Raw genomic sequence first — 24,692 nt, 5'->3', positions numbered from 1 at the left:
GCCACTGATGAACATTGGAATGTGCGATATGCAGCCATCCAAGCATTAGCCAGCAATTACAAGGATGACCCCGAAACCAAAACCTTCCTCCAACAATGCGCCACTGATGAACATTGGAATGTGCGATTTACAGCCATCCAAGCATTAGCCAGGAATTACAAGGATGACCCCGAAACCAAAACCTTCCTCCAACAACACGCCACTGATGAACATTGGAATGTGCGATATGCAGCCATCAAAGCATTAGCCATCAATTACAAGGATGACCCCGAAACCAAAACCATCCTCCAACAATGCGCCTCTGATAATAATAATGATATGCGACGTGCAGCCATCCAAGTATTAGCCATGCATTACAAGGATGACCCCGAAACCAAAACCATCCTCCAACAATGCGCCTCTGATAATGATAATGATGTGCGACATATAGCCATCCAAGGATTAGCCATCAATTACAAGGATGACCCCGAAACCAAAACCATCCTCCAACAACGCGCCTCTGATGATAGTGCAGGTGTGCGACGTGCAGCCATCCAAGCATTAGCCAAACATTATAAAAATCAGCCTGAGTTATTTGATATTTATTACAATTGTGCTGTCAATGACCCTTGTGAGAGTGGAGATATATTGAACGAAAACCCTCGGCGCATTGCACTGGAGATAATTATCAAGCAATATCCTCAGTATCCCCAAACTTTACCACTGTTGCGCGACAAAGCAGCAAATGACCCAGATGAGGAAGTGCGGGAATATGCTCAGAATATTTTAAAGTGGTGGGGAGAAGAAAAAGAATGAAATATACAGTTATTATTCAATGGTCAGAAGAAGACCAGTGCTATGTAGTTTTGCTACCTGAATTTACTAATGTAATGCAGCCTTGCACTCACGGAGATACCTATGAAGAAGCTTGTCAAAATACTCAAAAAGTTTTAGAAATGCTGATTTCGACAGCTTTGGAAAATGGTGAATCTCTACCAGAACCAAAAACTCTAGAACAGTCATCACAAGTAGCATAAATTCAGATCCCCTACTTCTTCAATTTGGGGATCTTTGGGTTCATAACTTCTTGAGAATTTCTATAGGACTACTATTTGATTTTTGAACAGACACGTAGCGTAACGCACCAAAGCCTTAATAATGGTGCGTTACGGATTTCATCCTAACGCACCCTACAATACTTAATTTTTTTCATAAATCAAACCGGATTTCTATATATAACTCAGGACTTACGCAAAATTATGAGAAAACGAACCACAAAGGACACAAAGGACACGAAGTCAAGAGAGTTTTTGCATAAGTCCTAATAACTATTTCATTTGAGGAATAACTTTTCTGATACCACTTTTACCAACACTATCACCTTGGTAACGCGGGATAACATGAATACTAGTGTGCATCACATTTTGACCGCCGGCGCGATTAATATTCATCCCCACATTAAAACCATCTGGGGCAAATTCTCTCTGAAGAATTTCTTGGACTTTATTCACCATAAACCAGCAAGCAGACTGTTCTTTCAATGGTAAATCAAAATAATTACTCAGATGACGTTTAGGAATGACTAAAGTATGTCCTTTACTTATAGGGTAGCCGTCGAACATAGCATAGGCTGTGGCTGATTCTGTTAATATTCTGAGATGTTTATGAGGATTACAAAAGATACAATGATTAGATGAGTTACGCTGCTGATTATAATGAATATATTCATATATTTCTCGCATTTCGTCTAAGTATAATGAATGAAATGGCAGTTTTGCTAGACATTGATATGTAGGTTTTTTATGGACGTAATGTTCTCGAAATCCTTCTCTTTTAATATCTCTTCTGACAGCATAATAGGCTTTACCACCTGGCTTTAAAAGATGGGATATTTCCATGAGAATATTAGCTTGTTCTTCTGGGAATAAAACATTTAAAACATAAAAGCAAATTATTGTGTCAAATTTTACTTGAGGATATTCGGGAAAATAATGAGGGTCATAGCCTGTAATATCCAATCCTTTTTGACTGAGGATTTTAACATCATTTCCAAAGCCACAACCAAAATCGAGTATTTTGCCTGAAAGTAGGTTTTGATTTAATAAAAACTGTGCTGGAAATGATAAATAGTTTCTTTCTATGGCGGTGAAATGGCTGAATATATTTTTTTGCTGTTTCATGGAATCTGGAGATGCACGCTATCCTGTCTTAGCACAGTTGATACTGAAATCGCCTTAAGTAAAATCGCGGTTATAAATTTAGTCTAAAAGTAGGTTGGGTTAAGCACAGCGCAACCCAACGAAGCACGCCAAATATTGGGTAAAGTTGGGTTTCCCAAAACCTCAACCCAACCTACATTTACTAAACTCCTCACTACAAAGCTTATATGTGTTTAGAAAGTTCATTGTTTATATTAAGAAACGTATAGGTACGCACAGACAACAAAGGCTAAATTAAAATAAAGAAGTCTGATTTTTTTCTGGCTGAATAATACAATAATAATCGTAACTGGTTATACAGATATATGATTTCTAGTACTGTTTACCTCATCTTTGCGAGCAAGTGAGTACAACTTAATATATTGCAAAATAACTTGCCTATTTCGCTGGAAACTCTGACAGGTAAAGTTTTTTGTAGTGAGTACAAAAATTCTGTCACCTCTACCCTAAAAATACTAGAACCCCCATGATTAAATACTAGTACCCTTACCCCAGGTAATTTTTAAGTTTCCTTGAGGTCAGGGTTTGGGATGTTTGAGTACAAGTGTAATAAATTCAATAAATCCAATCGGCTGTTAATGTATTCTCCTGTTGGGAGTCATCTGATATAAGCAGAAAAATAGCATATGGCTCTTTTAACCAAACACTACCAATGCAACAGTCATTAAACAGAAACAAAAATCATCATGGTGCAATTAAACCCAGTTCTAGAAATACATCTCTGTTGAAAAATATACTTTCTGGTGGTTTTTTAGAACCGTTATTAAGTGATTTTCAAATTATTTTTGAACGTGATCCAGCAGCACGTAATTGGCTAGAGGTGGTGTTTTGCTACCCAGGGTTACACGCGCTCTGTTTATATCGTGTCGCTCACTGGTTACACTGTCGGGGTGTGGGTTTTATCCCGCGTCTGATTTCTCACTGGGGACGGTTTTTCACAGGAATTGAAATTCACCCAGGTGCAGAGATTGGTAAAGGTGTGTTTATTGACCACGGTATGGGTGTGGTGATTGGTGAAACTGCCATTGTGGGAAATTATACACTAATTTATCAGGGTGTGACTCTTGGCGGTACTGGTAAGGAAAGTGGTAAGCGCCATCCAACTCTGGGAAAAAATGTTGTGGTGGGTGCGGGTGCGAAGGTTTTGGGAAATATTCAGATTAGCGATCGCGCCCGGATTGGCGCAGGTTCTATTGTCTTGCGTAATGTTCCCGCAGATGCAACTGTCGTCGGGATTCCTGGTAGAATTATTTCTCCTAAGGAAAAAACCCCACGGGAGCATCCCCTAGATCATGGAAAGCTTCCCGATGACCAAGCAACTGTGATTAGTTCTTTACTCTCCCGCATCGAGAAACTAGAACAACAACTGCAAACCCAGGATCAAGAACTGTTGACCAAGAATCATTCATCATGACGACCTCTGATAGTTCTGACCCCCTTGGCGCGCAAATTTTGCAGATTCCGTTGTGCGATCGCTGGCGCATTTCCCAGCGTTTACAAGAATTAAAGATTTCCTGCTGGTGTCACAACGATGGTTCCCTAAGAGTCAAGGTCAACAACTTACTAGAAGCCATCCTCATCCGCAGTACAGTTATGCAATTTCTCGCCTCTCGTCACGAATTAATAGATTGGCTAGAACGCTGCTGGAATACCCAAAATTCCTAAACCCCCAGATTTACCTCTGGGTCAAACATCCTCTAAAATCCAAAATCTAAAATTGTATGACCACCTGTAAAAGTGAAAGAAAATTTATCAATTTTTTACATCAGGAACTAGAACTAACAAATGCTGATATTGCTGTAGCCCTAAGACATCGTAAATTTGATAACGGTCCTTTACCCATGCTACTTTGGCAATATGGAATAGTGAACTTACAGCAACTAGAGCAGATTTTAGATTGGCTAGATGAGCATCACTAACAGATTTACTGCTGAACTTTTACTACGTTAGCTGGCTGACATTATACTAGTAAATTTAGAGTAATTATACTAGCAAAAGACTATATTGTATAGGTTTATTAGCATATTTGCTATTTTGCTATATTTAGGATTAACTAATAGTTATATATACTAATCGCTATTATAAAATACCTGATTTAGCAATAGTAAAAATAATTCTAAAATTATACCTATATTTGGTTCTCCTGCATACAGATATGATGTTCGTATGTAGCTAAGATTTAATAATCATGAAGATGAACTATTAAAGCTGAGAGTTTATAGCATTTACCATTGATCATCTGGCTACGCCACGGAAGCTATCAGCATTTATCTGAGGCATTTACCATTTGTGGGTAAATTAACTCCCAAAACCGAAAACATATTAAGAATGATTCCTAAAAGTGATGTTTGAGATGAATGAAATCTTAATTAATGACACTACATTACGTGATGGTGAACAAGCGGCGGGTGTTGCGTTTACCTTTGAGGAAAAAATTGCGATCGCTCAATTTCTCGATGCAATTGGCGTACCAGAATTAGAAGTGGGAATCCCCGCAATGGGAGAAGCCGAAACCCACGCCATCTTAGCAATTGCCGATTTAGGTTTGCAAGCCAGACTCCTGGGCTGGAACCGAGCAGTAATTTCAGATATCAAAGCTTCCATCACCTGCGGTTTAAAGCGAGTACATATCGCCATTCCCGTTTCTGGAATCCACATCGCCGCTAAATTTCATGGCCAATGGCGGGTAAGTCTGCAAAGACTCAAAGACTGTATTAACTTTGCCCTAGATCAAGGTCTTTGGGTTGCAGTAGGCGGTGAAGATTCTTCCAGAGCCGACCCCAACTTTCTCTTAGATGTAGCACTTAATGCTCAAGAGTGGGGCGCATCGCGGTTTCGTTTCTGCGATACCGTCGGCGTTCTCGACCCCTTCAGCACCTACGCCAAAGTTAAACCCCTAGTTTCAGCTTTGTCCATTCCCGTAGAAATTCACACTCACAATGACTTTGGTTTAGCCACTGCTAACGCCTTAGCTGGTATCAAAGCAGGAGCCACATCGGTAAATACCACTGTGAATGGTGTCGGGGAAAGAGCCGGAAATGCCGCCTTAGAAGAAGTGGTAATGTCCATCAAGCGCATCTATGGCATCAATTTAGGTATTGATACTCGCCGTTTGCTGGAACTTTCCCAACTGGTCGCTTCAGCCTCCAATTGTCATGTTCCACCTTGGAAAGCAATTGTTGGTGAAAATACCTTTGCTCACGAGTCGGGAATCCATGCTCACGGCGTACTACAAAACCCCCTCACCTACGAACCATTTGCACCGGAAGAAGTGGGTTGGGAGCGGCGTTTAGTTGTAGGTAAACATTCTGGAAGACATTTGGTCACCAGTTTGTTACAGCAAAATAATATTTTTCTCAACTCCGAGGAAACCCAGTCTGTTTTGGATGCAGTCCGTCAGGAATCAATTCAGCAGAAACGCAATCTCACTGTAGAAGAACTTGTGAACTTGGTCAAAGAACAGAGGTACTCCCATGCAACCTGATGAATTAGAGCTACATTTACCGCCAGTTTTTGAAATTGGGCAAAAAGTCAGACTTCGCAAACTGATCAAAAATGATGGGACTTTCCCCGGTAAAGAAATCGGTCAGGTTTTAGCTAACAAAGGAGATATTGGCTACATAGCAAGTATAGGCACTTATTTACAAAGTTCCTATATCTATGCAGTGCATTTTTTAGAGACAGGGTTCGTTGTCGGTTGTCGGAAAAGAGAAATAGAAGTGGTGGAGGAGAACTCATGAAAGTAATGTTGCGGATGAATGATGCGGGAACTTTGGTAGCTTACGTTGCTAAAAAAGACCTGGAAGAAGATGTTGTTAAACAAGCAGATAGTAATGATGGTGTAGTTCTGACTTTAGCAAATGGTTGGGAATTAGAATTTAAAGAATTACCTGATGCTGCAAGTTTACCCCTAACTGTGGAAGCTAAGAGATTGTCTTAAAAATAAATGTAGTCCAGGCGATTAGAAATCGCGGCTACACAGGTCTGTGTAGTCGTAACTGATTGTCGCCTGAATTGCTACATAGGACTCATATTTGATTTATGAAACACACGTAGTGGACTGACACAGCTAAAATAGTGCATTATGTTTCTCTTGTGGAACAGGCAAGATGCCTGTTCTGGGGTGACCAGTAGCCCACCCCACAATTTATGCTTATGCACAAAATTAGGCTTGTCAGTCCACTACTGGCTGAATTACGAATTACGAACTACGAATTACGAATTAATCAACGATCGCCTTTTCTAAAGCTGCGGCAAAACCGATGTCTTCAATTTCATCAGAAGTGGTAACATCAGCTATATCAAACTTTGCGCCGGCGTTGGTTAATTCGTCATCTATTGTGCGGAGAAACTGAGTAGCACTGGCATCATCACCAATTTGAAAGAATAGCACGGCTAATTCTTCGTCACGGTCTATTTGACGACTGGCGAGGATAATCTGTTCATACACAGATTTACGGTCATCTGGCTCACCATCTGTAACCACAATAATTGTCTCACCGTTGGGTGTTAAACCTTGGCTGCGACGACTGAAAAAGTCATCAAAAGCGGCTTTCAGTACACCTGCTAAGTTGGTGCTTCCCGCAGGGTTATTTTCTTGGAATATCTGCTTAACTTTACTAGAAGTTACGCCGCTATACATTTTGTGTCTACCGGAGAAGACATAAACGTTGATACCATCTGGGTCTAACTGCTCACACTTATAAGCTAAGGCTAAGGTATTCTCTTGCATAACTTCCCATCTGGTTTTACCAGGAAGTTCGCTAGGGCTTTCCATGCTGCCAGATTTATCTATGATTAGTGTGTATTGTCTGCCCATAATTTCTGTCATTTGTTTATCTTGTATGGTTATTAGGACTTACGTAAAAACGCTGGGAAACCCTCTTAACTTAGTGTGCTTTTCCATAAGTCCTGCTTAAAACAAGTATTTTAACTAACTTTGTAAAATTCCTCATCTCTCATCTAGATATGAGGTGGTAATTCCAGAGGTATATTGCCTAACAGTCCCTTACGAAAATCCGTGAGCAGATGTCTGGATGTGCGTTCTACGTCGCCTTTGTAACGATGTTCGGCTAAGGCGTGTAAATAGCTTTCGCCGGTGTAAAGTACGGGGTCAAGTTGGTAGCGGGTATATAAGGGTGAAGGTGGTAATAAATTTGGGGCGGTTTCTTGGAGTTCGTTGACTAAATCTATGAAAGCTGATGCTACTAGCTGATTATCATAGGATGCTTGACCAATATCGTCACAAATTGCCAGTTTAATTGCGGCTTCTTGGTTTCCCATTCTTAAGGGGATAACTCCTGGAGCATCTAGTAGTTCTAAGTGTTCGGAAATTCTCACCCAACGCAAGGAGCGTGTGACTCCCGGACGGGCGGCGCTTTCTACGACTCGCTTTCCTAAAAGACGATTAATTAGGGCAGATTTACCGACGTTGGGAAATCCAATGACTACGGCTCGCACTGGACGGGGTAACATTCCCCGATCGCGTCTTCTTTCATTGAGTTTGACTCCTGCTGCTTGGGCGGCTTTGGCGATCGCCGTCACTCCCTGACCTTGTTTGGCGTTGGTAGAATAAGCTACTTCACCCTGTTGCTTAAACCAATCTACCCAGAGCGATCGCACTTGGGGGAAAATCATATCTAATCGGTTTAATACCAACACACGAGATTTTTCACCCACCCATTCATCTATTTGGGGGTGGTGTGTGGCTAAAGGAATCCGCCCGTCTCTGACTTCTAATACCACATCAACCCGGTTTAGCTGTTCTTTCAGCTTCTTTTCCGCTTTAGCAATGTGACCTGGATACCATTGGATCAGGTTTAATTTATAGTTTTGAGTTAAAGACATAGTTAATTATTAATAACCACTAATTATAACATGATTATCCCTGTGATTTCTGATGTAATATTAGCCGATTACCATCGGGGTCATAGGCGTAAATTTCTCTCCCGTGTTTAGCTGTAGAGATTTCGCCGGGGGGTGGATAGCCTAAGTTAGCTATGTGTGCGATCGCATCTTCTAAATTACTCACTTCTAAGCATAAACTGATCTGACTCTGGGCTGAGTTGGCAAATTCTGCTGTATGTTTTTTGTGAGGTTGAAAAATCCCTAATCGTACACCGGGAAGTTGAAATTCTGCATAGACGTTAGGTGTCAGAGAGGATGGTTGATCATTAAGTAGTTGAGTATAGAAGTGGACTAAATTAGCAAAATTCACAGATGCTATAGTCACTAGTGCTTCGGTATATGAGAAAACCATATTTATGCAATTACCATTCTGAAAAAGGATGTTTGACTAAGTAGCTGTTGAAATATCTATGATCGTGGGATACTTCTTCACCAATCCAGGGAGGTAATTCAATTTGTTGCTCAGGATCAGTAAGTTCGACTTCTGCGATAATTAATCCTTCATTTAAACCATGAAATTCGTCTATTTCCCAAATTAAATCCCCCCACTTTATTTTGTATCTAGTTTTGGTAATAAAAGGCCGTTGACACAATGTATTCAGCATTTCCTCAGCATCTTCTACAGGAATGAGATATTCAAATTCTAATCGGGAACATTCAACACTCGGTCCTTTAATGGTTAAATAACCTTGTTTTCCCACTATCCGCACCCGGACAGTAGTTTGATCTTTTGTCGCAATATAGCCTTGACAATATATAGTTCCTGATGCTGATTCGCGCCAACTATCTTCTTTAAGTAAATATTTCCGCTCTATTTCTTGAGGCATTTTATTAAATTATGCTGTCGTTTTGGTAAAGATTAAGAATATTATCTAATAGTCTGGTTTTTTTGAGAAAAAATCAGGACTTACGCAACAATTGCCGAAAATCTTGATTTATCGTTCGCGTAGCGTGCGCGAAGCGCATACCGCCAAGAACGCCAAGAAAATGTAGATTATGCGTAAGTCCTAAAAATATAAAAACTTTTCTATTCTCAATTATCCAATAAAAGTATAATACAAAACAACAGGCCATAAACTGGTAAATGACCTGAAATAAAAGTTTTGTGCGATCGCATGGCAAAATTCTGGTTAGTGGTACAGAATAGAGGATTAGCGATCGCACTGCTTAGTTTCTCTCATGAATATTGCAGTAATTATTACCATGAGAGAATATTCGAGTTAATTAGTCCAGATTTAGTAATCGCAGGCGATACGTCCCGATCCACGGTCGAAGTTAAGTCCACTATCATACATATAGGTAAAAAAAGGTGAGGTTTCAGCAATATTAGTCATCTGAGAAATAGCCAGAGATGACATATCAGCCTTCAAACCTACGAACAGTTTAGGGGTGAAGCGGTTCATAATGTTAGTTTGGTAAGTTGATGGTAATTTCTACAAGCACAGGAAGTTTACGAAGAGAAGATTCCACAAAGCTTTGATTATATTCTAGCAAAATTATGAGTTATGGAACATCATTAAATGCCACATTAACAAAGCATTACAGAAGAGGTTAGGGAGACGGAAGTAACTAAACTGATTAATACTGAAACTGACAATATTAGTTAATTCCTATTTTCAGTCCCCGATATCTACCTAGAGGATCTTATCCCATAACCTATTTTTCATTCTGTGAGGAAAAAACAAAAATTAAACCTAAATAAGTGCTATAAATGCTCAATTTGTGCGATCGCCTGGATGATTTCTTGATAATACTGCATATTTCCATCTTGATAATAGATATCAGCAGACTTTTGGAAATCAGTAATAGCACCTTGATAGTCTTGAAGGCGACGGCGGATATCGGCCCTTAACATATATGCAGAAGCCCAATAGGGCTGGAGTTGTAAAGCGCGGTTCAAGTCAACTAAGGCGGCGCTTAACTGTCCTACGAGAGAAAGGCTGCGTCCCCGGTTATACCAATCTTCAGGCACACTAGAATCTATAGCCAGGGCTTGATTATAATCGGCGATTGCGCCTTGATAATCTTGGAGGGCATAGCGAACAGTGGCGCGATCGCTATAAAATATTGCAGATTGGGGATTGCGTTTTAATGCTTGGGTGTAATTTTCCACTGCGCCATCATAGTCTTTGAGAGAATAGCACAAAGCCGCCCGATTGTAATAAGCTTCGATCAAATCCGGATTGATTTCTAAGGCTTGATTATAATCTGCCATCGCCTGATTTTCATGACCCAAAAAACGATGGGCGTTACCACGATTGCAGTAGGCTGGAGAAAAGCTAGGTAACAGTTGTATTACTTTCGTATTATCTGCTACGGCGGCGGCGAAGTCTTGTAAAATTTCGTAAGCAATACCTCGGCCATAATAAGCTGATGCAAAATCAGGATTAATCTCTAATGCCATAGTATAATCCTGCACAGCGCCTTGATAATCTCCCTGACTACGGCGAGTTGTAGCGCGATCGCAGTAGCCCTCAGCAAAATCAGGATAAAGTTGTAATAATCGACTACTATCTTCAATTGCGCCTTCATAGTCTCCTAACAGGCGACGCACATTTCCCCGCCAGCCGTATACTAGAGCGAAGGTCGGGTTTATTTGTAATGCCTGACTGTAATCTGCAATGGCTTGGTGATAATCACCTAAAGTTGCGTGTACTAAACCCCGTTCTGAGTATGCTTGCACATCATCAGGGTTGAGTGTCAAGGCTTGGCTAAAGTCAGCAATGGCTTGGGTAAAATTTTGTAGGCGAGCATAAACCAAACCCCGATTATAGTAAGCTTCAGGAAAGTTGGGGGAAATTTTCACAGCCTGATTATAGTCTGCGATCGCACTCTGATGATCTCCGAGGGCAGAGTAGACATTGCCACGATTATGGTATGCTGCGGCTAAATTGGGATCTAATTCTAGGGCGCGGTCATGTTCTGCGATCGCTTTTTGATACTCGCCTAAAATATAATAGATATTACCCCGACTGCTGTATGCTGAGGATAAGTAGGGATGCCATTGTAAGGCTTGATTAAAATCGGCGATCGCACCTTGATGATCACCACGATGACAACGGGCTACACCGCGATTATGTAAAGCCCTAGCCAAATCGCAATTAATCTGAGTCGCTAAGTGAGGACTATTTTCGATTGCTTGATGATAATCGGCGATCGCTTGGTCATACTTTTCTAAAGCCAGGTAACTATTACCGCGACTATGGTAAGATTCTGCAAAATTGGGCTTGATATTTATAGCTTGATTAAAATCGGTGATCGCGCCTTCATAATCTCCTAAAAAGTAACGCGCCTTCCCCCGGTTGTAATATGCTTCTGCAAACTGGGGATTGATTTGTATAGCTTGATCAAAATTGGCGATCGCCCCATAATAATCCTTCAGGTCAGCAGTGAGAATAATACCCAGATTATAGTAAGCTTCGGCGTAATCTGGATGTAGCTGAATCACCTCAGTATAATTTGCAATGGCTTCTGGATAGTCCCCCTGCAAATGTTTCTTTAATCCCTCTTGGAACAATTCATCAGCATTCATCTAATTTGTGTAGATTATGATACGCCCCTAAACCATTGTAAGCTGGACTTACTCTCATATCAATTGATTCGTGCTGATTTGCTCTGACTCGCCCCTGGAGGATCACACAACTAATCATTTATGCGATGAACATACCCTTAGTCTGAAAGACTCATGACTAGCAAAGAAGTATTAAGGAATGTTGCGTCAGAAATCCAACTCTTCAATGACATTGATCAGAAGGAAACATTTTTATTTGTTCTGGGTGCGTTATTTTCACGATTAATTAGCTTAAGAAAAGCCGCAGAAATTATGGAAATTGAGCTTGATACATTTGTTGAGTTATTAGATTTGATGGGTTTAGAGTTTTCCTATCTCATATCTCAGGATGTCACAATTGAGAGGAATTGGTAAAATCTGTGCAGGTTGTTTTTAACTCTTCTCCATTAATTTTTCTATCCCGGCTAGGATTTTTGGATATCTTTCTGGATTATCCTGATGAATTCTACTTACCCTCTTTTGTTGCTCAGGAAATTAGCGCTAAACCTGATGAAGCTTTTCAGGAAGTAATAGGGTTGATTAATTCCGGTAATATTGTAGTCAAAGAAATTCAATTAAGTTTCTTATACGACTTTTGCAGTCACTTTACTTCACGACAGTAAGAGATGTCAAATGGGTTCCATATATGTATAACTGGGAAAAAGAGGCGTAAGTAATGAAGAACTATGACTGGATTGTTGTGGGGGCTGGAATTACGGGTGCGGCGATCGCCTACGAACTGGCGAAAACTGGTTTGACTGTACTTTTGTTAGAGCAACAGGAAACACCGGACAATGCAACTCGCTATAGTTATGGTGGGCTGGCTTACTGGTCTGGGACTACTCCACTAACGCGCCAACTATGTGAAGAGGCGATCGCCCTTTACCAGAACTTAGATTTGGAGTTAGACGCTGACACTGAATTTAGGGAACTAGATTTATTACTCACGATTGAATCTGACAGCGACCCACAAGCAACGGCTGAATCGTATTCTCATTTTGCAATTCCACCTCGGTTACTCAATATTAAAGAAGCTTGTGAGTTGGAACCTTTGCTAAATCCAGAGGCGATCGCCGGGGGTTTGACTGTGAAGCATGGTCATATCAACCCAGCAAAGACGACCCAAGGATATATTCAAGCCTTCCTGCGTGCCGGGGGTACAATGCACATAGCCCAAGTGATAGATTTGCCGGCTATCTCATCTGCTAACGCCGGAAAGTTAAGGGGAGTGAGAACAAGTAATGAAACTTACCACAGTGAAAATATATTGATTTGCGCGGGTGGATTTAGCAGACAGCTACTAAAATGCGCGGATATTCCGATCAAACTTTACTTTACTCATGCTGAGGTCATTGAAACCCCACCTGTTGATTTGAATCTACGCACTTTAATCATGCCAGCAAATCTGCAACGGTTTCACTTAGAAGCAGAATCTACTAAAGTTGATGAATTATGGCAACACCATAATGAACCAGTTGCACCAATTTTAGATGTGGGTGCGGTTCAGTTTCAAGATGGTAGTTTACGTTTGGGTCAAATTAGCCGTGTGCTTACAGATCCTTGTGCCAATATCAATGCTGAGGAGAGTGAAAAATGGTTGAGAACCAATATTCAGCAAGTATTACCGAAATTGGGTAATTTACCCGGAAATTGGCATCATTGCTTGGTGGCTTTTAGTGGCGATCGCCTACCTTTGATTGGTAATATTCCAGGATATGATGGTATTCACATTTTCTCTGGATTCAGTAACCCCCTGGTGATAGTACCGCCTTTGGCTAGGCGCTTTGCTAAATTTGTGGCTGGTGGGGAAGATGAGATTATTACTCAGTTATCGCCTGGGCGTTAGGTTTGATGTTTCTCACCCAACGTAACGTAGAGAGGATTAATGGAGGGAATCATCAAACAGATGAAGTCTTAAAATTGATTATTAAAGGTAAATTTCAGGATATACAGGTGATGAATTTCAAGCATTTAATAATTCTAAGTATAGTTACTATTGTTACAGTAGGTTGTACAACAGATATAACGTCAAATCAAACAGATACTCCAACCCCAACTACCGTGACTAGTCCAGTTGCTGAGGCTGGAAGTTTTCAGGATGCGGAACATTCAACTCAAGGAAGAGTTAGTGTAATTACTGAAGAGGGTAAAAGCTATCTGGAGTTCGATCAAAATTTTAAAACTGATAATGGACCTGACTTATTTGTGATTTTGCATCGTTCCGAAATACCACCAGTCTCTGATATTCAAGAAAAAGATTATGTCAGTATTGCCGCGCTGGAAAACATAAATGGTACTCAACGTTACGCTTTACCTGATGATCTGAATTTGCCAGATTTCAAGTCTGTGGCGATATGGTGTCGCCAATTTAATACTACTTTTGGCTATGCCGTTTTATAAAGGTTCAATCTAAAAAGTAGGATGAATACAGCATATTTCATTATTACTCTTTATTGGACAAGGAATGACGGGAACAAGAGATTTATTAGAAATTCCTTTGAGTTGGCAAGAAAACTTGATTTATCAGTGTGATTTTACTAGTCAAACTTGTCCGATACAAAGTCAAGAAATACTAAATTAAGATGAAGCTGCATAGAATATTCCAGAATAGTTGAACGCATCTGTGCAGCCTGACATTAAATTGAAATGAACCGAAAACTGTGAATTTAAGAGCTTTACGGAATTTCAATGATAAATTCTGAACCTCCTTCAGAACAAGGATGGTAAGTTAAAGTGCCTTGGTGAATTTCTGTAATGATTTGATAGCTGGTAAATAAACCTAATCCTACTCCTTTACCGGGATTTTTTGTGGTGAAAAATGGTTCAAATAAATGAGATTGATCCACAGGATCAATTCCTATACCATTATCTTTAATACTAATTCTAATTTGCTGTTTCTCTGTGGTTGATATTGTAAGCCAGATGGTCGGTATAAATGGACTTTCAATTACTGAATTTAATTTTGATTGTAGTGCCTGAATAGCGTTTTGTAAAATATTTAGTAGAGCTTGATTTAATAGATTTCCTTGCCCGATAAGTTTAGGGATTTTTTCATAGTTTTTGATCACGGAAATCTCCACTGAGTTGTTATTTGAAGTAAGTTTATAATTTAGGATAGTCAGGAGACTTTCGATACTTTCTTGAATATTTAGTGGTTTAATACCTGATTCATCAATACGGGAAAAAATATGCATAGCATCGATAACTGAACGAATGCGTTCGGTTCCTTTATGCAAAGAGTTAATGATTTGGCGAAAATCTGTAATTAAAAAGTCTAATTCAATATATTCAATGAATTTTTTAATATCTGGGGTTGCATCTGGAAATGCTTTTTGGTAAAGTTGAGCGAGAGTAATTAAGTTTTCGCTATATTCGGATATAGGGTTGAGATTCCCAGCAATAAAATTCAGAGGATTATTAATTTCATGAGAAATTCCTGCTGTAATTTGAGAGGCATTAAGTAGTTTTTCTTTTTGAATAAGTGTAGCCTCTTTTTTTTGCAGTTCTAGCAACATAGTTTGAATTTCGTGATTGCGATCGCGTAAATTTTGTTGTAATTCTTGCACCTTTAACTGAGTTTTGACTCTCACTAATATCTCTTCTAAATGAAATGGTTTAGTAATGTAGTCAATGCCTCCGGCTTCAAAGGCTTGGATTTTATCATTAACTTCGTTACCAGCACTCAAAAAAATTACGGGAATTTGAGCAGTATGGGGATCTTTTTTCAGGTATTGGCAAACTTCATATCCTCCCATACCTGGCATATTGATATCTAAAAGTATCAAGTCAGGTGGCAGTGTTTTCGCAGAGGTTAATGCTGCTTGTCCATTAATAGATTTGCGGACTTGATAATTATGTTTAGATAAAAAGTCGGATAAAAACCGAATGTTGTCTAGTTTATCGTCAACAATCAGAATGTCAGCGATAAATAATTCATTTTTTACATACATATTCATCATTTTTCCGAAAAATTAACTGTTTGTGTGAGTTCTATTATTTTGTCAAACTGATAGTTTTCAATTAATTGAGTTAACCTGGCAATTAACCCAGTGTGTTCAGTAGGAATTTGAGTAAGGAGATGGAGACTACTGCTATCATTTCCTTGCGCGGCCGCCAGGTGTAATTGGCTAATCCAACTGGCTGGCATAATAGCTAAAGATGCGGTATCAAGAACGTAATCTACTGGAGGTGAACTCTGACTTACAGGGGTTTTTTCGTATATATATTCTACTTCTAGATGCTTTCCTAAAGTTTCGACAATTTCTTCCCAACGAAATGGTTTGCTGACAAAATCATCACAACCTGCATCGAAACATTCTTGTTTCTGCTCTATAAAGGCGCTTGCTGTGATCGCAATGATTTTTGTCGGGGGGAAATTTTTACCATTTTGAGTTTTTAATTTCTCAGACATATCACGAATTGTTCGCGCGGCTTGATAACCATTAATAACCGGCATCCGCATATCCATAAAGATGAGGTGAGGTTGCCATTCTTGCCAAAGTGCGATCGCCTGTTCCCCGTTTTCTGCTTCCTGTACTACAAAACCAAACCGAGTCAAGATGTTACTCAGTAGTAACCGATTAGCAGGATTATCTTCAGCAATTAAAATGCGATAATTATTTTTTCCAGGGTTAATACTGATGGCATTAAGAATAGGAGCGGATAATTTAGCAATGGCATCAGCTTCAGGGAAATCAGCCTGGATATAAAATTTAAAACAACTGCCTCGATTTACTTCACTTTCTACTGTAATTTCACCTCCCATTAATTGCACAAATTTTTGGCTAATGCGTAATCCTAAACCCGTTCCTTCTTTGGATTGCTGCCCAGATCGTGTTTGCTGAAATGCCTGAAATAAATTGCCGATTTCTTCTGGGCTAATCCCAGTTCCAGAATCTTCAATTTCAAAGAATAATTGGTATGGTTTGGGTAATCCTAAAGGAGTTGCTATTTCTCGATCTAATTTTTGATAGCTAGCTCGCAGAGTTACCTGTCCTTTTTCAGTAAATTTGATGGCATTATTTAACAAATTAATCAGTATTTGTCGCAGCTTGTTTTCATCAGTTTTGATGTATTGGGGTAAAGTTTCACAATCAACAATTAGTTCTAAGCCTTTAGCGACGGCTTTTAGTTGCAGCATAGCTGCCAAACTATGCAGTAGGTTATGCAGATCAAATTCGACTTCACATATAGTCATCCTTCCGGCTTCAATCTTAGACATCTCTAGGACATCGTTAATTAACCCCAACAGATGTTCTCCACTTTGGTTAATGATTTCTGTGTATCTTTGATGTTCTGAAGTCAAGGTATGATCTCGTTGCATCAATTGGGTAAAACCCAAAATGGCGTTAAGTGGAGTCCGTAATTCATGACTCATATTGGCCAGAAACTCACTTTTGGCGAGACTACCAGCATCAGCAGCCTCTTTTGCTATTTTGAGTTCTTCTGTTTGTGCCTGGGTTTGGGCAAATAATTCTGCCTGTTGCACTGCTACCCCTAGTTGGCTACTAATTTGGGCAACAATCTGGATTTCTGAGTTTTGCCATTGTCGCGGGTTACTATTTTGATAAACTGCTAACAAGCCCCAAAGTTGATGACCAGAAAAAATCGGGCAAATAATATAAGCTCGTGCTTGTAACTGCTCTAGCAGATTGATATAACAGGTATCAAATCCTGCTTGGTAGATATCATTAACACAGCAATAGCTATGTTTTTGTTGATATATCCCGCCGGCGTTGTCTTGCAAATAGGTATCACGGATTAATAGTTCTGAGTCAGCCAGTTGAGTCATTACACACTTGTTTTGATCTATGGCTATTTCTGTGATTTTGCTATTTGTGGCTGGTGGTGAAATTATAGGTTCCCAAGGTACGGATACAGATTCGGCGACTAATTCGCCACTCCAATCTGGTTGAAAGCGATAAATTAAGACGCGATCGCACTCTACAGCTTGGCATAACTCGGCGGTGGTAGCCTGGAAAATAGATTCTAGATTCAGACTTTGCCGCATTTGCTGAATGATATGGCTGGTGGTTTTTTCTCGCTCCGCCATTACTCTGATTGCTGCTTCTGTGGCAATTCGTTCTTGAATTTCGATTTCTAGGGTGTGATTAAGTTCTACAAGTGTGGCGGTGCGTTCTTCAACTCGAAATTCTAGCTGTTCATAAGCGCGGTTTTTTTCTTCTTCTGCCCATTTGCGTTGTAGTTCTACCGAAGCCCGGTTAGCAAAAACTTGCAACAGTGTTTTGGTGCGATCGCTTGTTTCTAAGGGTTTGACATCAACAATACACAGGTTACCAATTACTTGATCATTGACATCTATTAGGGGAACCCCTATGTAACTTTCTGCACCCAACTGCTTTAGCAATGAGTTGTCGGGAAAAACATCCTGTAACCCACTGGCATAAGCACAAAGTATATTCTGCTGAATCACATTTTGGCAGGGAGTATTAATTAATTCATATTCAAAGTTTTCTCCCAGATGATCTACAGACCAAAAATTAATACTTTTGACTTTTTGCAATGAGTTATCAACAGTTTGAAAAATGAAGGCATAACTAACATCTAGTGCTATGGAGAGATTCTGCACTAGGGCGGGAAAAAAATCATTCCCAGTAACAGAAGCTGTACCTGCAACAATCATTTCTAGGGTTTCTTCGGTACGTTTTCGTTTTTCTATTTCCTGTTCTAATTCTCCATTGATGATTTCTAAGTATTCCGGCGATCGCATTGCCAAAAATTGCGGCAAAAGTTCTACCAATTGTAATGCAGTATAACAAGAAACTAAAGCCGTGATTGCCCTGACTATACCTGACAACCAGTAATCTGGATGCCACAGTGTCCAAATATCAAGCAGATGTCCTGTGCCACAGAGAACAATAAATGCGCCGAATAAAACAAACACCTTGGAGAAGGGAATATCATTGCGCTTATTAACAAAATATATCAGCATGATGGGGATCGAATAATAGGCGATCGCAATCAAAGCATCACTCACTAAATGTAAAGCCACAAGAGGCTTTTGCCACAGATAGCAATGTCCATGAGGTATGTAATTCTGAGAAAATAACAAGTTGTGTAATAACTCTGATGTTGATCGCATACTTCAAATATTAATATTCACAAATCACCAAACTATTTACTCTCTATTTTTACATAAACCTGTGGATAAAAAATCAGCTATACATTCATCGAGAAGCAAAAAGATTAGTCTAAAGAAGTATAAGTATATATATTGACAGCAGTATCTACTAAAAGGAGTATATTTTTGCTTAGGTACTAATTTGGTGGTAATGAAATTATCACACTAAAAATGAAGACTTGCTAGCACTGATAGAATTTTAAGTCGGTAACTTAACTCTCCGAGATAGAAACTTATTTTTCAAATCCGAAAATTTGGTTAATAGCAGTATTAAATATTACTCAATTCGCTCAGTATATCAGTGTACTGCTTGTGGTTTGGTATAATTATCAATCCTGAGAATCCTTAGTCCCAAAAGGCAGGAAAGAAGTTGTTATTAGTTCTCAAGGTTGGCAAAGGTTACAGTTCGCAGAATACTTATCGGCACTGCGGGACAATGGCGGTAACTTATACACTTTAGAGAAATTAAGCGATCGCTATCTTTACCGTAACTCATAGAAATATTAGTCACCATAGTCAATCAACACATTAAAGTGTATTTTGTAAAGAAATATTACGAAAATTACTAGTCTTCCGTAAAGAACAAACATAAATTTGTGGCTTAATCAGTAGCTAAAAAAATTATTTTTCAGCTTGCAACTAACACTTGATTTTGGATATCTGCGATTTTTTAAGTAATAGTAGTTATTACAAAATCTGATACATCCGCTACTTACGGAGAAAAAAATTATGCCCTTAGTTTCGACATTTGAATTACTTGTTAAGCAAATTGCTCCCACTGATAACCTTGAAAGTCTACCAGTAGATATTGCAGAAAAACTCAAAAAAGTTGCTCGTAGAGTTGTTCAAGGTTATTTTTTAACCATTGCTAATACTACTAATTCTGTTGCTCCCTTGAGAATAGAATTTACAGCAACAACACCAAAATTAAATATCAAAGATACCGTGATAGTAGTTGATATTCAAGGAAATAAATTTGGTGATTTAAAACCAACACAAGATCCTAGAAAATTCATTGTTGATCTCAAGATTCCTGCTCAAGATACAGCGTTAGTTACCTTACTACCCGATCTGAATAATTTAGATATCTTAAAAGGAGTAAAAGATTTAGAGATTCGTGGGTATGTGAAAATCTCTAGAAGGGCTTTGAGAGGACCAACTTATGATCTGCTAGTTACTCCTGATCAACGAGGAACTTTCTTACCCAATAATCTCAACGATAAACTTCCTGATTTTGATCAAATAGCCTATGCTCTCCCTACTGCTAATGGTGGTAGTTTCCTCAGTTTAAAACCTCTATTCTTTCCTGGAGATTTTGTAACTGCTCAAGTAGGAGACAACTCTAGTTTAACGAATAATCAACAAGAGTTAATGGACTTAATATGTGAGCGTCTTGATAACCTAGATTAGTTTCTGAGAGAAGAGCAATTTTTGTAGCGACTCTCTTGATTTTCAAGTGATCGCTACAAAATTCTAATTCATGTTTCTGTCTTACCTCACCTGCCGAAAGAGAGTTGGATTTTTCTAAGAGGCTCTTTGAAAAGTATTATATGAAACCCATAATCTCCAAAAACCTAACCCCCCTACCCCCCTTCACTACAAGGGAATGGGGTTTTCAAAGCCTCTCTCCTTGCAGGGGAGAGGTTTGGAGAGGGGTCAATTTATACATTAAAAACTTTTCAAACATCCTCTAACTTCCTCAACGGAGAAACAGCATATTAATTCTTAGCCAGAATCACAATAATATTGCGTTATTTAATTTGAAGCAGTTACTTACAAAAATATAAATATTATGAAATTAAAAATGAAATGGCAACCAATTTCTCACAGTTGGGTTGCGCTACATCCCCAACCCAAAGGAGTCATTCAATTTATTGGTGGAGCTTTCTTCGGAACATTTTTACCCATGCTGTTTTATCAACATTTATTGAAAACTTTATTCGACCAGCGTTATACGATAGTTATACTTCCGTTTAACTTCACGTTTGATCATTATGAAGAAGCTGGATTTTTAATTAGAGAACAATATGAAATCATCCCGGAACTTGTCAGGATGTCCCAATTGTTAGGTTATAATCATAATATTTATCTAAATGATACTAATTTTTTATGGCTGGGACATAGTATTGGCTGTAAGTATATTTCTCTTTTAGAAGGATTTACTGCTCTACCTATTGAGTCAGAAGAACTAGAAAGATTTATTCGTGAATTGGTGTTAAAAACATCAAATACATCAAATCATCAAAAGAATGATTATAAAATCAAAAGTATAGTTACAGATTTAGAGATATTAATTAATGACATTCAGCAAAAAAAGGGAAAAACTATTGAACGGGTTAAATACTACCTCAAGCAAGATATTGATTCTCAAAAATTCCGATCAGATGATTCACAAGTGAAAATTTCCAGTATCTTCATTAAAGGACAATCATCTATATTCTTAGCTCCTGTAAAGACAGGTATTGATAGTGCTATTAAACCTAAATTTTTAGCTGAATTGATTAATATTATCGGTTTTGATGTCAAACCAACGCCTCAAGAAACCTATACTTTAATTAAGGATAGTAATTTATTTAATTTACTGGCTATACTGCGCTTGAAATCAGATGATATTGCTCGTGGTACTTGTGATTGGTTTATTAATACTTTGAAAAAACCACCGCAAGATTTTTGGGAGGAATTACCAGGTGGACATTTACGCCCACTCGGTATACAAATAGGGAATTTCGTGATTAATTTTCCGGATACATTATCAATTCCGGTCATTGAACCAATTCCTAAGCGCACTGCCGGATTTGAATCTCATATCATTAAACTGCTCAAAGATGTATCAGAAATACGCTGAAATACCTGTAGCGGGTGGATTCTCTTCTAGCCAAAGATCGATATCACCCAATACCTGTTGAGGAATTTCCCAAGGAAACAAATGTGCAGTTTGGGGATAACAACGCCATTCATGATTTTTGAGGTGTCGCGCTGTTTCTAAACTGGATTCGGCTGTGATGTGGCGATCCTGTTCTCCCGCTAATACCAGAGTAGGGCAGTGAATTTGCTGTAAATCGGGGAGTCGATTGTAACCAGACTTGAGGGCATTATACAGGGCGCGAGTTGCTGGAGCAGAGGTTTGTAAATAGGCCTGTGCTGCTTCCTGGGCAATGTATTTGTAAGCAGTGGGGGTGTGTTGTTGAATTAAATAACGAAAGAGCGATCGCTTGGCAAAAGTATCTATATTCCATTGCCAACTGGGTTGCAGATAATTTAAAATCCCCGCAATGCCTGTATAAAGATTATCCTGCCAAGTAATGGGGGGATGATTCCCACGAGGTCTAGCTGCCGTGGCTACCAAAATCAGACCAGTTACCCGTTGCGGGAGTCGCAAGGCCATTTCCATAGCTAAAATTCCCCCCAGCGACCATCCCAATATCAGACATTTTTCGATTTGATAGCGGTCTAGCAGCGCCTCTAAGTCGGTTAAATGGTCGGACATCTCAAAATTTCCCCGGCAGCGACTTTTACCGTATCCCCGCAAATCTGGGGCAAAAGTTTGATAGCGCTGGGATAAGTGATTGGTAAAAACCGAAAGATTCCGACCAGAACCAGGATGACCATGCAAGCCTAGAATCGGGAAGCCTTCACCTTGGATATAGACGTTGAGATTTATCGGTGTGGGGCTTGCCCTGAGCGTAGTCGTGGGGGGAATATAGCTCATGCTTTTAGTTACTGGCTATGTTCTCAGTATATCCGCCGGCGTAGGTAATAACGCACACCTCTTTGTATTTGCTATGAAGGCCACAGGCTACACCAGCGACTTTAAAGGCGGGGTTAAAAATATTGTGGCGATGACCCCGTAAGGGTACACCATCATCAATAATTAACTGCATGATAATTTTTTCGGCTGTGCTGGAACCATAACTGATGTTTTCACCGGCAGTAAATTGCCATTTTCCATAGCGGTTCATGCGTGTAAATGGGGTGCTACCATCACTACCATTATGACCAGTAGTGCCTTTTTCACTTTGGTCTGTGACGTGATCTTTAGCTGCTAAAGACATTCCCTCAGATATATTTAATGCTGCCACAGGATCTGCTGATCGGAGAAATGCGATCGCCTCCTCAACCGCTTTGACCCCTTCTTGAGTTTGCAAATAAAAATTATCAGCTATCTTTACCTTTGTGCCTTCAAATTGCCCTTTCCAATCTTCCAGAATCGGAATGTATGCCGCAGGATTAATGCGGACTTTGTTCATTTCGGCTAAAACTTGTTTTTCCACTTCCAAAGAATATTCTTATGTGTTACATTCTCTATACCTGTTTTAAAAAATTCAGTCAAGCAATTACTCACTTTCATCAAAAATACGTTATATTTAGCTCCACAATACAGATAACTGTTCTCTGAAATACTGACAATAAATTTTGAGGCGATCGCAATGATCACACAACGACTCGCTCAAGTATTCCACATTTTATTTACACATCACGGAGCAACAAAACTCTTGTGCCGTCTAGGATCGGATAAGTACGTTAACTGATTAACTGCGATCGGCTGATCGCAAAAGAGTGAAGAATATCACATTCTTAGTGTCTCCGGCATACCACCGCTTAACATCTCCCAGAGAGAGATATTATCTGTGGGTTTCTTCTGTGTAGCTGCAATTTCTAGTCACCAAGGCTAGTTTTTTGACTTAAATTCTGTAAAATCGAAATTTAAACTACAAAATAAAAATTATATGATTCGTTGGTTTAATTTAGTTCCCATGCTGTTGATTGTACTACTAATAAGCTGCTCTATGGAAACAACAGCACAGCCTAACGCACCCACATCCAGCAGTCAAACCACAGCACTCACTGGTCAAATGCTCCCGATTTCTGCTGAAGCCATTGTGCCTAATGGTACTAAAATTCAATTGGAAGTGGCAATAACACCCCAACAGCAAGCACAGGGTTTGATGTCTCGTCCAGCATTACCAGATAATCGCGGGATGTTATTTCAGTTCCCCGCAGCCCGACAAGTGAGCTTTTGGATGAAAAATGTCCCTGTCCCTCTGGATATGGTGTTTTTGCAAAATGGGGTAATTCAATATATTGAAAATTCTGCACCTCCCTGTACCAGTGAACCTTGTCCAACTTATGGGCCGAATGACCCAATTGACATGGTAATTGAACTGCGTTCTGGACGAGCTGCTGAATTAAATTTGCAGACTGGAGATAAAGTTAAAATTGAGTTTTTCGGTCAAGAAAATCTTCCCTCATAAATAATCCCCTACCTTCTACTCTCACCTACGGCAAATCCTGAATTCAGATCATTGTGTAAAAAAAATATTCCAAGAGTATAAAAAATATCCATAGGCTATGTTTTTATGTCTTCAATCATAGTAAAATTTACTCTTTTAAGGTATAATCACATTCCTACACTGGTAATGCCAAAACTGAGTAGATAATTGGGGCTGGTAACGGAAAATATTCAAGTTTTATCTGTCAAATCTCTCTGTTTAATCACTTTAAGCCAAATTTTTTCAAGTATTTATCCGGTAATCACCAGTTACCAATGAAATATTAGCTGCGGGCTACTTAGAAAAGGGACATCATTATATGACAATACATTCAATTAAAGGAGGTGAGTTACAGATGGCACCATCAACATATTCACGACTGATTAATTTTCTTCAGGAAGATTTATCCATCTCTACTGCATCCCTTGCAGTGGCTTTGCGACATCGGGAACAAGATCCCGGCCCATTACCGATGATTCTTTGGCAGTATGGGCTAATTACTCTAGAACAATTAGAACAAATTTATGACTGGTTGGAAACGGCGTGATATCTATTCTGTAAGTTTAACCAACAGGCTACTGATGAGATAAGTTTTTGGTGAAAATATTTGTTCTACTTAGTATAAG

Annotated in this window: 26 protein-coding genes and 2 pseudogenes; 17 read left to right on the top strand and 11 right to left on the bottom strand. The window is 39.3% G+C overall.

Annotated features, from left to right (window positions below):
• Both VB620_RS15730 and VB620_RS15725 read left to right on the top strand, forming a co-directional pair.
• The coding region (locus tag VB620_RS15730; RefSeq protein ID WP_323197095.1) for a HEAT repeat domain-containing protein at positions 1-795 on the top strand (795 nt) is incomplete at its 5' end.
• Positions 792-1,016, top strand: a complete 225-nt coding sequence (locus tag VB620_RS15725; protein ID WP_323197094.1) for a type II toxin-antitoxin system HicB family antitoxin — start codon at positions 792-794, stop codon at positions 1,014-1,016. The genes VB620_RS15730 and VB620_RS15725, both read left to right, overlap by 4 nt.
• 291 nt (positions 1,017-1,307) lie before the next feature.
• Here the strand turns inward: VB620_RS15725 and VB620_RS15720 are convergent, their stop codons facing one another.
• Positions 1,308-2,159, bottom strand: coding sequence for an HIT domain-containing protein (locus tag VB620_RS15720; RefSeq protein WP_323197093.1), 852 nt, complete (start codon positions 2,157-2,159; stop codon positions 1,308-1,310).
• Positions 2,160-2,850: 691 nt separating this feature from the next.
• Here VB620_RS15720 and cysE point away from each other — a divergent pair.
• The 6 genes and pseudogenes from cysE (at position 2,851) to nifT (ending at position 6,138) form a co-directional block, all read left to right on the top strand.
• Positions 2,851-3,612, top strand: coding sequence for a serine O-acetyltransferase (cysE, locus tag VB620_RS15715; protein ID WP_323197092.1), 762 nt, complete (start codon positions 2,851-2,853; stop codon positions 3,610-3,612).
• Positions 3,609-3,863 (top strand): Asr1405/Asl0597 family protein, encoded by a 255-nt coding sequence (locus VB620_RS15710; protein ID WP_323197091.1) that lies wholly within the window; start codon positions 3,609-3,611, stop codon positions 3,861-3,863. The genes cysE and VB620_RS15710 overlap by 4 nt, the downstream gene beginning before the upstream one ends.
• A 56-nt stretch (positions 3,864-3,919) precedes the next feature.
• Entirely contained in the window at positions 3,920-4,117 is a 198-nt protein-coding gene (locus VB620_RS15705; protein ID WP_323197090.1) for a DUF2949 domain-containing protein, read from the top strand.
• Between the two features lie 434 nt (positions 4,118-4,551).
• A complete protein-coding gene (gene nifV, locus VB620_RS15700) occupies positions 4,552-5,682 on the top strand; it encodes a homocitrate synthase (RefSeq protein WP_323197089.1) in 1,131 nt (376 codons plus the stop codon).
• Positions 5,672-5,960 (top strand): annotated as a pseudogene (locus VB620_RS15695) (nitrogen fixation protein NifZ). The gene nifV and the pseudogene VB620_RS15695 overlap by 11 nt, the downstream one beginning before the upstream one ends.
• Positions 5,935-6,138, top strand: a complete 204-nt coding sequence (nifT, locus tag VB620_RS15690) for a putative nitrogen fixation protein NifT (protein WP_323197088.1) — start codon at positions 5,935-5,937, stop codon at positions 6,136-6,138. Before VB620_RS15695 ends, nifT begins: the two are co-directional and overlap by 26 nt.
• Positions 6,139-6,420: 282 nt before the next feature.
• Here the strand turns inward: nifT and VB620_RS15685 are convergent, their stop codons facing one another.
• From VB620_RS15685 to VB620_RS15665, 5 genes are all read right to left on the bottom strand, one after another.
• Entirely contained in the window at positions 6,421-7,029 is a 609-nt protein-coding gene (locus tag VB620_RS15685) for a VWA domain-containing protein (RefSeq protein WP_323197087.1), read from the bottom strand.
• 131 nt (positions 7,030-7,160) lie between these two features.
• Positions 7,161-8,045, bottom strand: coding sequence for a ribosome biogenesis GTPase YlqF (gene ylqF, locus VB620_RS15680; RefSeq protein WP_323197086.1), 885 nt, complete (start codon positions 8,043-8,045; stop codon positions 7,161-7,163).
• A 34-nt stretch (positions 8,046-8,079) separates the two neighbouring features.
• Positions 8,080-8,457 carry a VOC family protein gene (locus tag VB620_RS15675; RefSeq protein ID WP_323197085.1) on the bottom strand — a complete coding sequence of 126 codons (378 nt, stop codon included), beginning with the start codon at positions 8,455-8,457 and terminating at the stop codon, positions 8,080-8,082.
• Between the two features lie 10 nt (positions 8,458-8,467).
• Entirely contained in the window at positions 8,468-8,932 is a 465-nt protein-coding gene (locus VB620_RS15670; RefSeq protein ID WP_323197084.1) for a CYTH domain-containing protein, read from the bottom strand.
• A gap of 878 nt (positions 8,933-9,810) precedes the next feature.
• The gene (locus VB620_RS15665) at positions 9,811-11,637 is read right to left on the bottom strand and encodes a tetratricopeptide repeat protein (protein WP_323197083.1); all 1,827 of its coding nucleotides are present in this window, start codon (positions 11,635-11,637) and stop codon (positions 9,811-9,813) included.
• Positions 11,638-11,790: 153 nt separating this feature from the next.
• Here VB620_RS15665 and VB620_RS15660 point away from each other — a divergent pair, with 153 nt between their 5' ends.
• The 5 genes and pseudogenes from VB620_RS15660 to VB620_RS15640 form a co-directional block, all read left to right on the top strand.
• On the top strand, positions 11,791-12,030 hold the full coding sequence (locus VB620_RS15660) for a hypothetical protein (protein WP_323197082.1): 240 nt from the start codon (positions 11,791-11,793) through the stop codon (positions 12,028-12,030).
• A 5-nt stretch (positions 12,031-12,035) separates the two neighbouring features.
• The gene (locus VB620_RS15655) at positions 12,036-12,278 is read left to right on the top strand and encodes a hypothetical protein (protein ID WP_323197081.1); all 243 of its coding nucleotides are present in this window, start codon (positions 12,036-12,038) and stop codon (positions 12,276-12,278) included.
• 53 nt (positions 12,279-12,331) lie between these two features.
• A complete protein-coding gene (locus VB620_RS15650) occupies positions 12,332-13,501 on the top strand; it encodes an NAD(P)/FAD-dependent oxidoreductase (protein ID WP_323197080.1) in 1,170 nt (389 codons plus the stop codon).
• A gap of 110 nt (positions 13,502-13,611) precedes the next feature.
• A complete protein-coding gene (locus tag VB620_RS15645; protein ID WP_323197105.1) occupies positions 13,612-14,055 on the top strand; it encodes a DM13 domain-containing protein in 444 nt (147 codons plus the stop codon).
• Between the two features lie 34 nt (positions 14,056-14,089).
• Positions 14,090-14,236: pseudogene (locus VB620_RS15640) on the top strand (DUF4079 domain-containing protein); the annotation flags it as partial.
• Between the two features lie 94 nt (positions 14,237-14,330).
• Here VB620_RS15640 and VB620_RS15635 read toward each other — a convergent pair.
• From VB620_RS15635 to VB620_RS15625, 3 genes are all read right to left on the bottom strand, one after another.
• Positions 14,331-15,605, bottom strand: coding sequence for a hybrid sensor histidine kinase/response regulator (locus VB620_RS15635; RefSeq protein ID WP_323197079.1), 1,275 nt, complete (start codon positions 15,603-15,605; stop codon positions 14,331-14,333).
• A gap of 5 nt (positions 15,606-15,610) precedes the next feature.
• Positions 15,611-18,757, bottom strand: coding sequence for a GAF domain-containing protein (locus tag VB620_RS15630; protein ID WP_323197078.1), 3,147 nt, complete (start codon positions 18,755-18,757; stop codon positions 15,611-15,613).
• Positions 18,758-19,172: 415 nt separating this feature from the next.
• Positions 19,173-19,310, bottom strand: a complete 138-nt coding sequence (locus tag VB620_RS15625) for a hypothetical protein (RefSeq protein WP_323197077.1) — start codon at positions 19,308-19,310, stop codon at positions 19,173-19,175.
• A 215-nt stretch (positions 19,311-19,525) separates the two neighbouring features.
• On the opposite strand from VB620_RS15625, the gene VB620_RS15620 reads away from it, so the two are divergent.
• Both VB620_RS15620 and VB620_RS15615 read left to right on the top strand, forming a co-directional pair.
• A complete protein-coding gene (locus VB620_RS15620; protein WP_323197076.1) occupies positions 19,526-20,206 on the top strand; it encodes a hypothetical protein in 681 nt (226 codons plus the stop codon).
• Between the two features lie 382 nt (positions 20,207-20,588).
• Complete coding sequence (locus VB620_RS15615; RefSeq protein ID WP_323197075.1) at positions 20,589-21,641, top strand: DUF1350 family protein; 1,053 nt, start codon at positions 20,589-20,591, stop codon at positions 21,639-21,641.
• Here the strand turns inward: VB620_RS15615 and VB620_RS15610 are convergent.
• Both VB620_RS15610 and VB620_RS15605 read right to left on the bottom strand, forming a co-directional pair.
• Positions 21,627-22,505: an alpha/beta fold hydrolase gene (locus VB620_RS15610; RefSeq protein ID WP_323197074.1), complete on the bottom strand. Its 879-nt coding sequence runs from the start codon at positions 22,503-22,505 to the stop codon at positions 21,627-21,629. The two genes, VB620_RS15615 and VB620_RS15610, sit on opposite strands and share 15 nt — an antisense overlap.
• 4 nt (positions 22,506-22,509) lie before the next feature.
• Positions 22,510-23,043, bottom strand: a complete 534-nt coding sequence (locus VB620_RS15605; protein ID WP_323197104.1) for a CAP domain-containing protein — start codon at positions 23,041-23,043, stop codon at positions 22,510-22,512.
• 480 nt (positions 23,044-23,523) lie between these two features.
• On the opposite strand from VB620_RS15605, the gene VB620_RS15600 reads away from it, so the two are divergent.
• Complete coding sequence (locus VB620_RS15600; RefSeq protein WP_323197073.1) at positions 23,524-24,048, top strand: DUF192 domain-containing protein; 525 nt, start codon at positions 23,524-23,526, stop codon at positions 24,046-24,048.
• 337 nt (positions 24,049-24,385) lie between these two features.
• Positions 24,386-24,613: a DUF2949 domain-containing protein gene (locus VB620_RS15595; RefSeq protein ID WP_323197072.1), complete on the top strand. Its 228-nt coding sequence runs from the start codon at positions 24,386-24,388 to the stop codon at positions 24,611-24,613.
• The last annotated feature ends 79 nt before the right edge of the window (positions 24,614-24,692 follow it).

It is taken from the genome of Nodularia harveyana UHCC-0300 (assembly GCF_034931085.1).
Taxonomy (GTDB): domain Bacteria; phylum Cyanobacteriota; class Cyanobacteriia; order Cyanobacteriales; family Nostocaceae; genus Nodularia; species Nodularia harveyana.
This window is presented reverse-complemented; position numbering and strand designations above follow the sequence as displayed.

What these genes read in the sequence shown, in the direction of transcription:
- VB620_RS15720 (WP_323197093.1), bottom strand. Translation starts at nt 2,159, where the DNA reads ATGAAACAGCAAAAAAATATATTCAGCCATTTCACCGCCATAGAAAGA.
- VB620_RS15725 (WP_323197094.1), top strand. Translation starts at nt 792, where the DNA reads ATGAAATATACAGTTATTATTCAATGGTCAGAAGAAGACCAGTGCTAT.
- VB620_RS15685 (WP_323197087.1), bottom strand. Translation starts at nt 7,029, where the DNA reads ATGACAGAAATTATGGGCAGACAATACACACTAATCATAGATAAATCT.
- VB620_RS15630 (WP_323197078.1), bottom strand. Translation starts at nt 18,757, where the DNA reads ATGCGATCAACATCAGAGTTATTACACAACTTGTTATTTTCTCAGAAT.
- VB620_RS15705 (WP_323197090.1), top strand. Translation starts at nt 3,920, where the DNA reads ATGACCACCTGTAAAAGTGAAAGAAAATTTATCAATTTTTTACATCAG.
- nifV (WP_323197089.1), top strand. Translation starts at nt 4,552, where the DNA reads ATGAATGAAATCTTAATTAATGACACTACATTACGTGATGGTGAACAA.
- ylqF (WP_323197086.1), bottom strand. Translation starts at nt 8,045, where the DNA reads ATGTCTTTAACTCAAAACTATAAATTAAACCTGATCCAATGGTATCCA.
- VB620_RS15595 (WP_323197072.1), top strand. Translation starts at nt 24,386, where the DNA reads ATGACAATACATTCAATTAAAGGAGGTGAGTTACAGATGGCACCATCA.
- nifT (WP_323197088.1), top strand. Translation starts at nt 5,935, where the DNA reads ATGAAAGTAATGTTGCGGATGAATGATGCGGGAACTTTGGTAGCTTAC.
- VB620_RS15615 (WP_323197075.1), top strand. Translation starts at nt 20,589, where the DNA reads ATGAAATTAAAAATGAAATGGCAACCAATTTCTCACAGTTGGGTTGCG.
- VB620_RS15675 (WP_323197085.1), bottom strand. Translation starts at nt 8,457, where the DNA reads ATGGTTTTCTCATATACCGAAGCACTAGTGACTATAGCATCTGTGAAT.
- VB620_RS15600 (WP_323197073.1), top strand. Translation starts at nt 23,524, where the DNA reads ATGATTCGTTGGTTTAATTTAGTTCCCATGCTGTTGATTGTACTACTA.
- VB620_RS15605 (WP_323197104.1), bottom strand. Translation starts at nt 23,043, where the DNA reads ATGAACAAAGTCCGCATTAATCCTGCGGCATACATTCCGATTCTGGAA.
- VB620_RS15645 (WP_323197105.1), top strand. Translation starts at nt 13,612, where the DNA reads ATGAATTTCAAGCATTTAATAATTCTAAGTATAGTTACTATTGTTACA.
- VB620_RS15610 (WP_323197074.1), bottom strand. Translation starts at nt 22,505, where the DNA reads ATGAGCTATATTCCCCCCACGACTACGCTCAGGGCAAGCCCCACACCG.
- VB620_RS15660 (WP_323197082.1), top strand. Translation starts at nt 11,791, where the DNA reads ATGACTAGCAAAGAAGTATTAAGGAATGTTGCGTCAGAAATCCAACTC.
- VB620_RS15625 (WP_323197077.1), bottom strand. Translation starts at nt 19,310, where the DNA reads ATGGTGACTAATATTTCTATGAGTTACGGTAAAGATAGCGATCGCTTA.
- VB620_RS15650 (WP_323197080.1), top strand. Translation starts at nt 12,332, where the DNA reads ATGAAGAACTATGACTGGATTGTTGTGGGGGCTGGAATTACGGGTGCG.
- VB620_RS15620 (WP_323197076.1), top strand. Translation starts at nt 19,526, where the DNA reads ATGCCCTTAGTTTCGACATTTGAATTACTTGTTAAGCAAATTGCTCCC.
- VB620_RS15665 (WP_323197083.1), bottom strand. Translation starts at nt 11,637, where the DNA reads ATGAATGCTGATGAATTGTTCCAAGAGGGATTAAAGAAACATTTGCAG.
- VB620_RS15710 (WP_323197091.1), top strand. Translation starts at nt 3,609, where the DNA reads ATGACGACCTCTGATAGTTCTGACCCCCTTGGCGCGCAAATTTTGCAG.
- VB620_RS15670 (WP_323197084.1), bottom strand. Translation starts at nt 8,932, where the DNA reads ATGCCTCAAGAAATAGAGCGGAAATATTTACTTAAAGAAGATAGTTGG.
- cysE (WP_323197092.1), top strand. Translation starts at nt 2,851, where the DNA reads ATGCAACAGTCATTAAACAGAAACAAAAATCATCATGGTGCAATTAAA.
- VB620_RS15635 (WP_323197079.1), bottom strand. Translation starts at nt 15,605, where the DNA reads ATGTATGTAAAAAATGAATTATTTATCGCTGACATTCTGATTGTTGAC.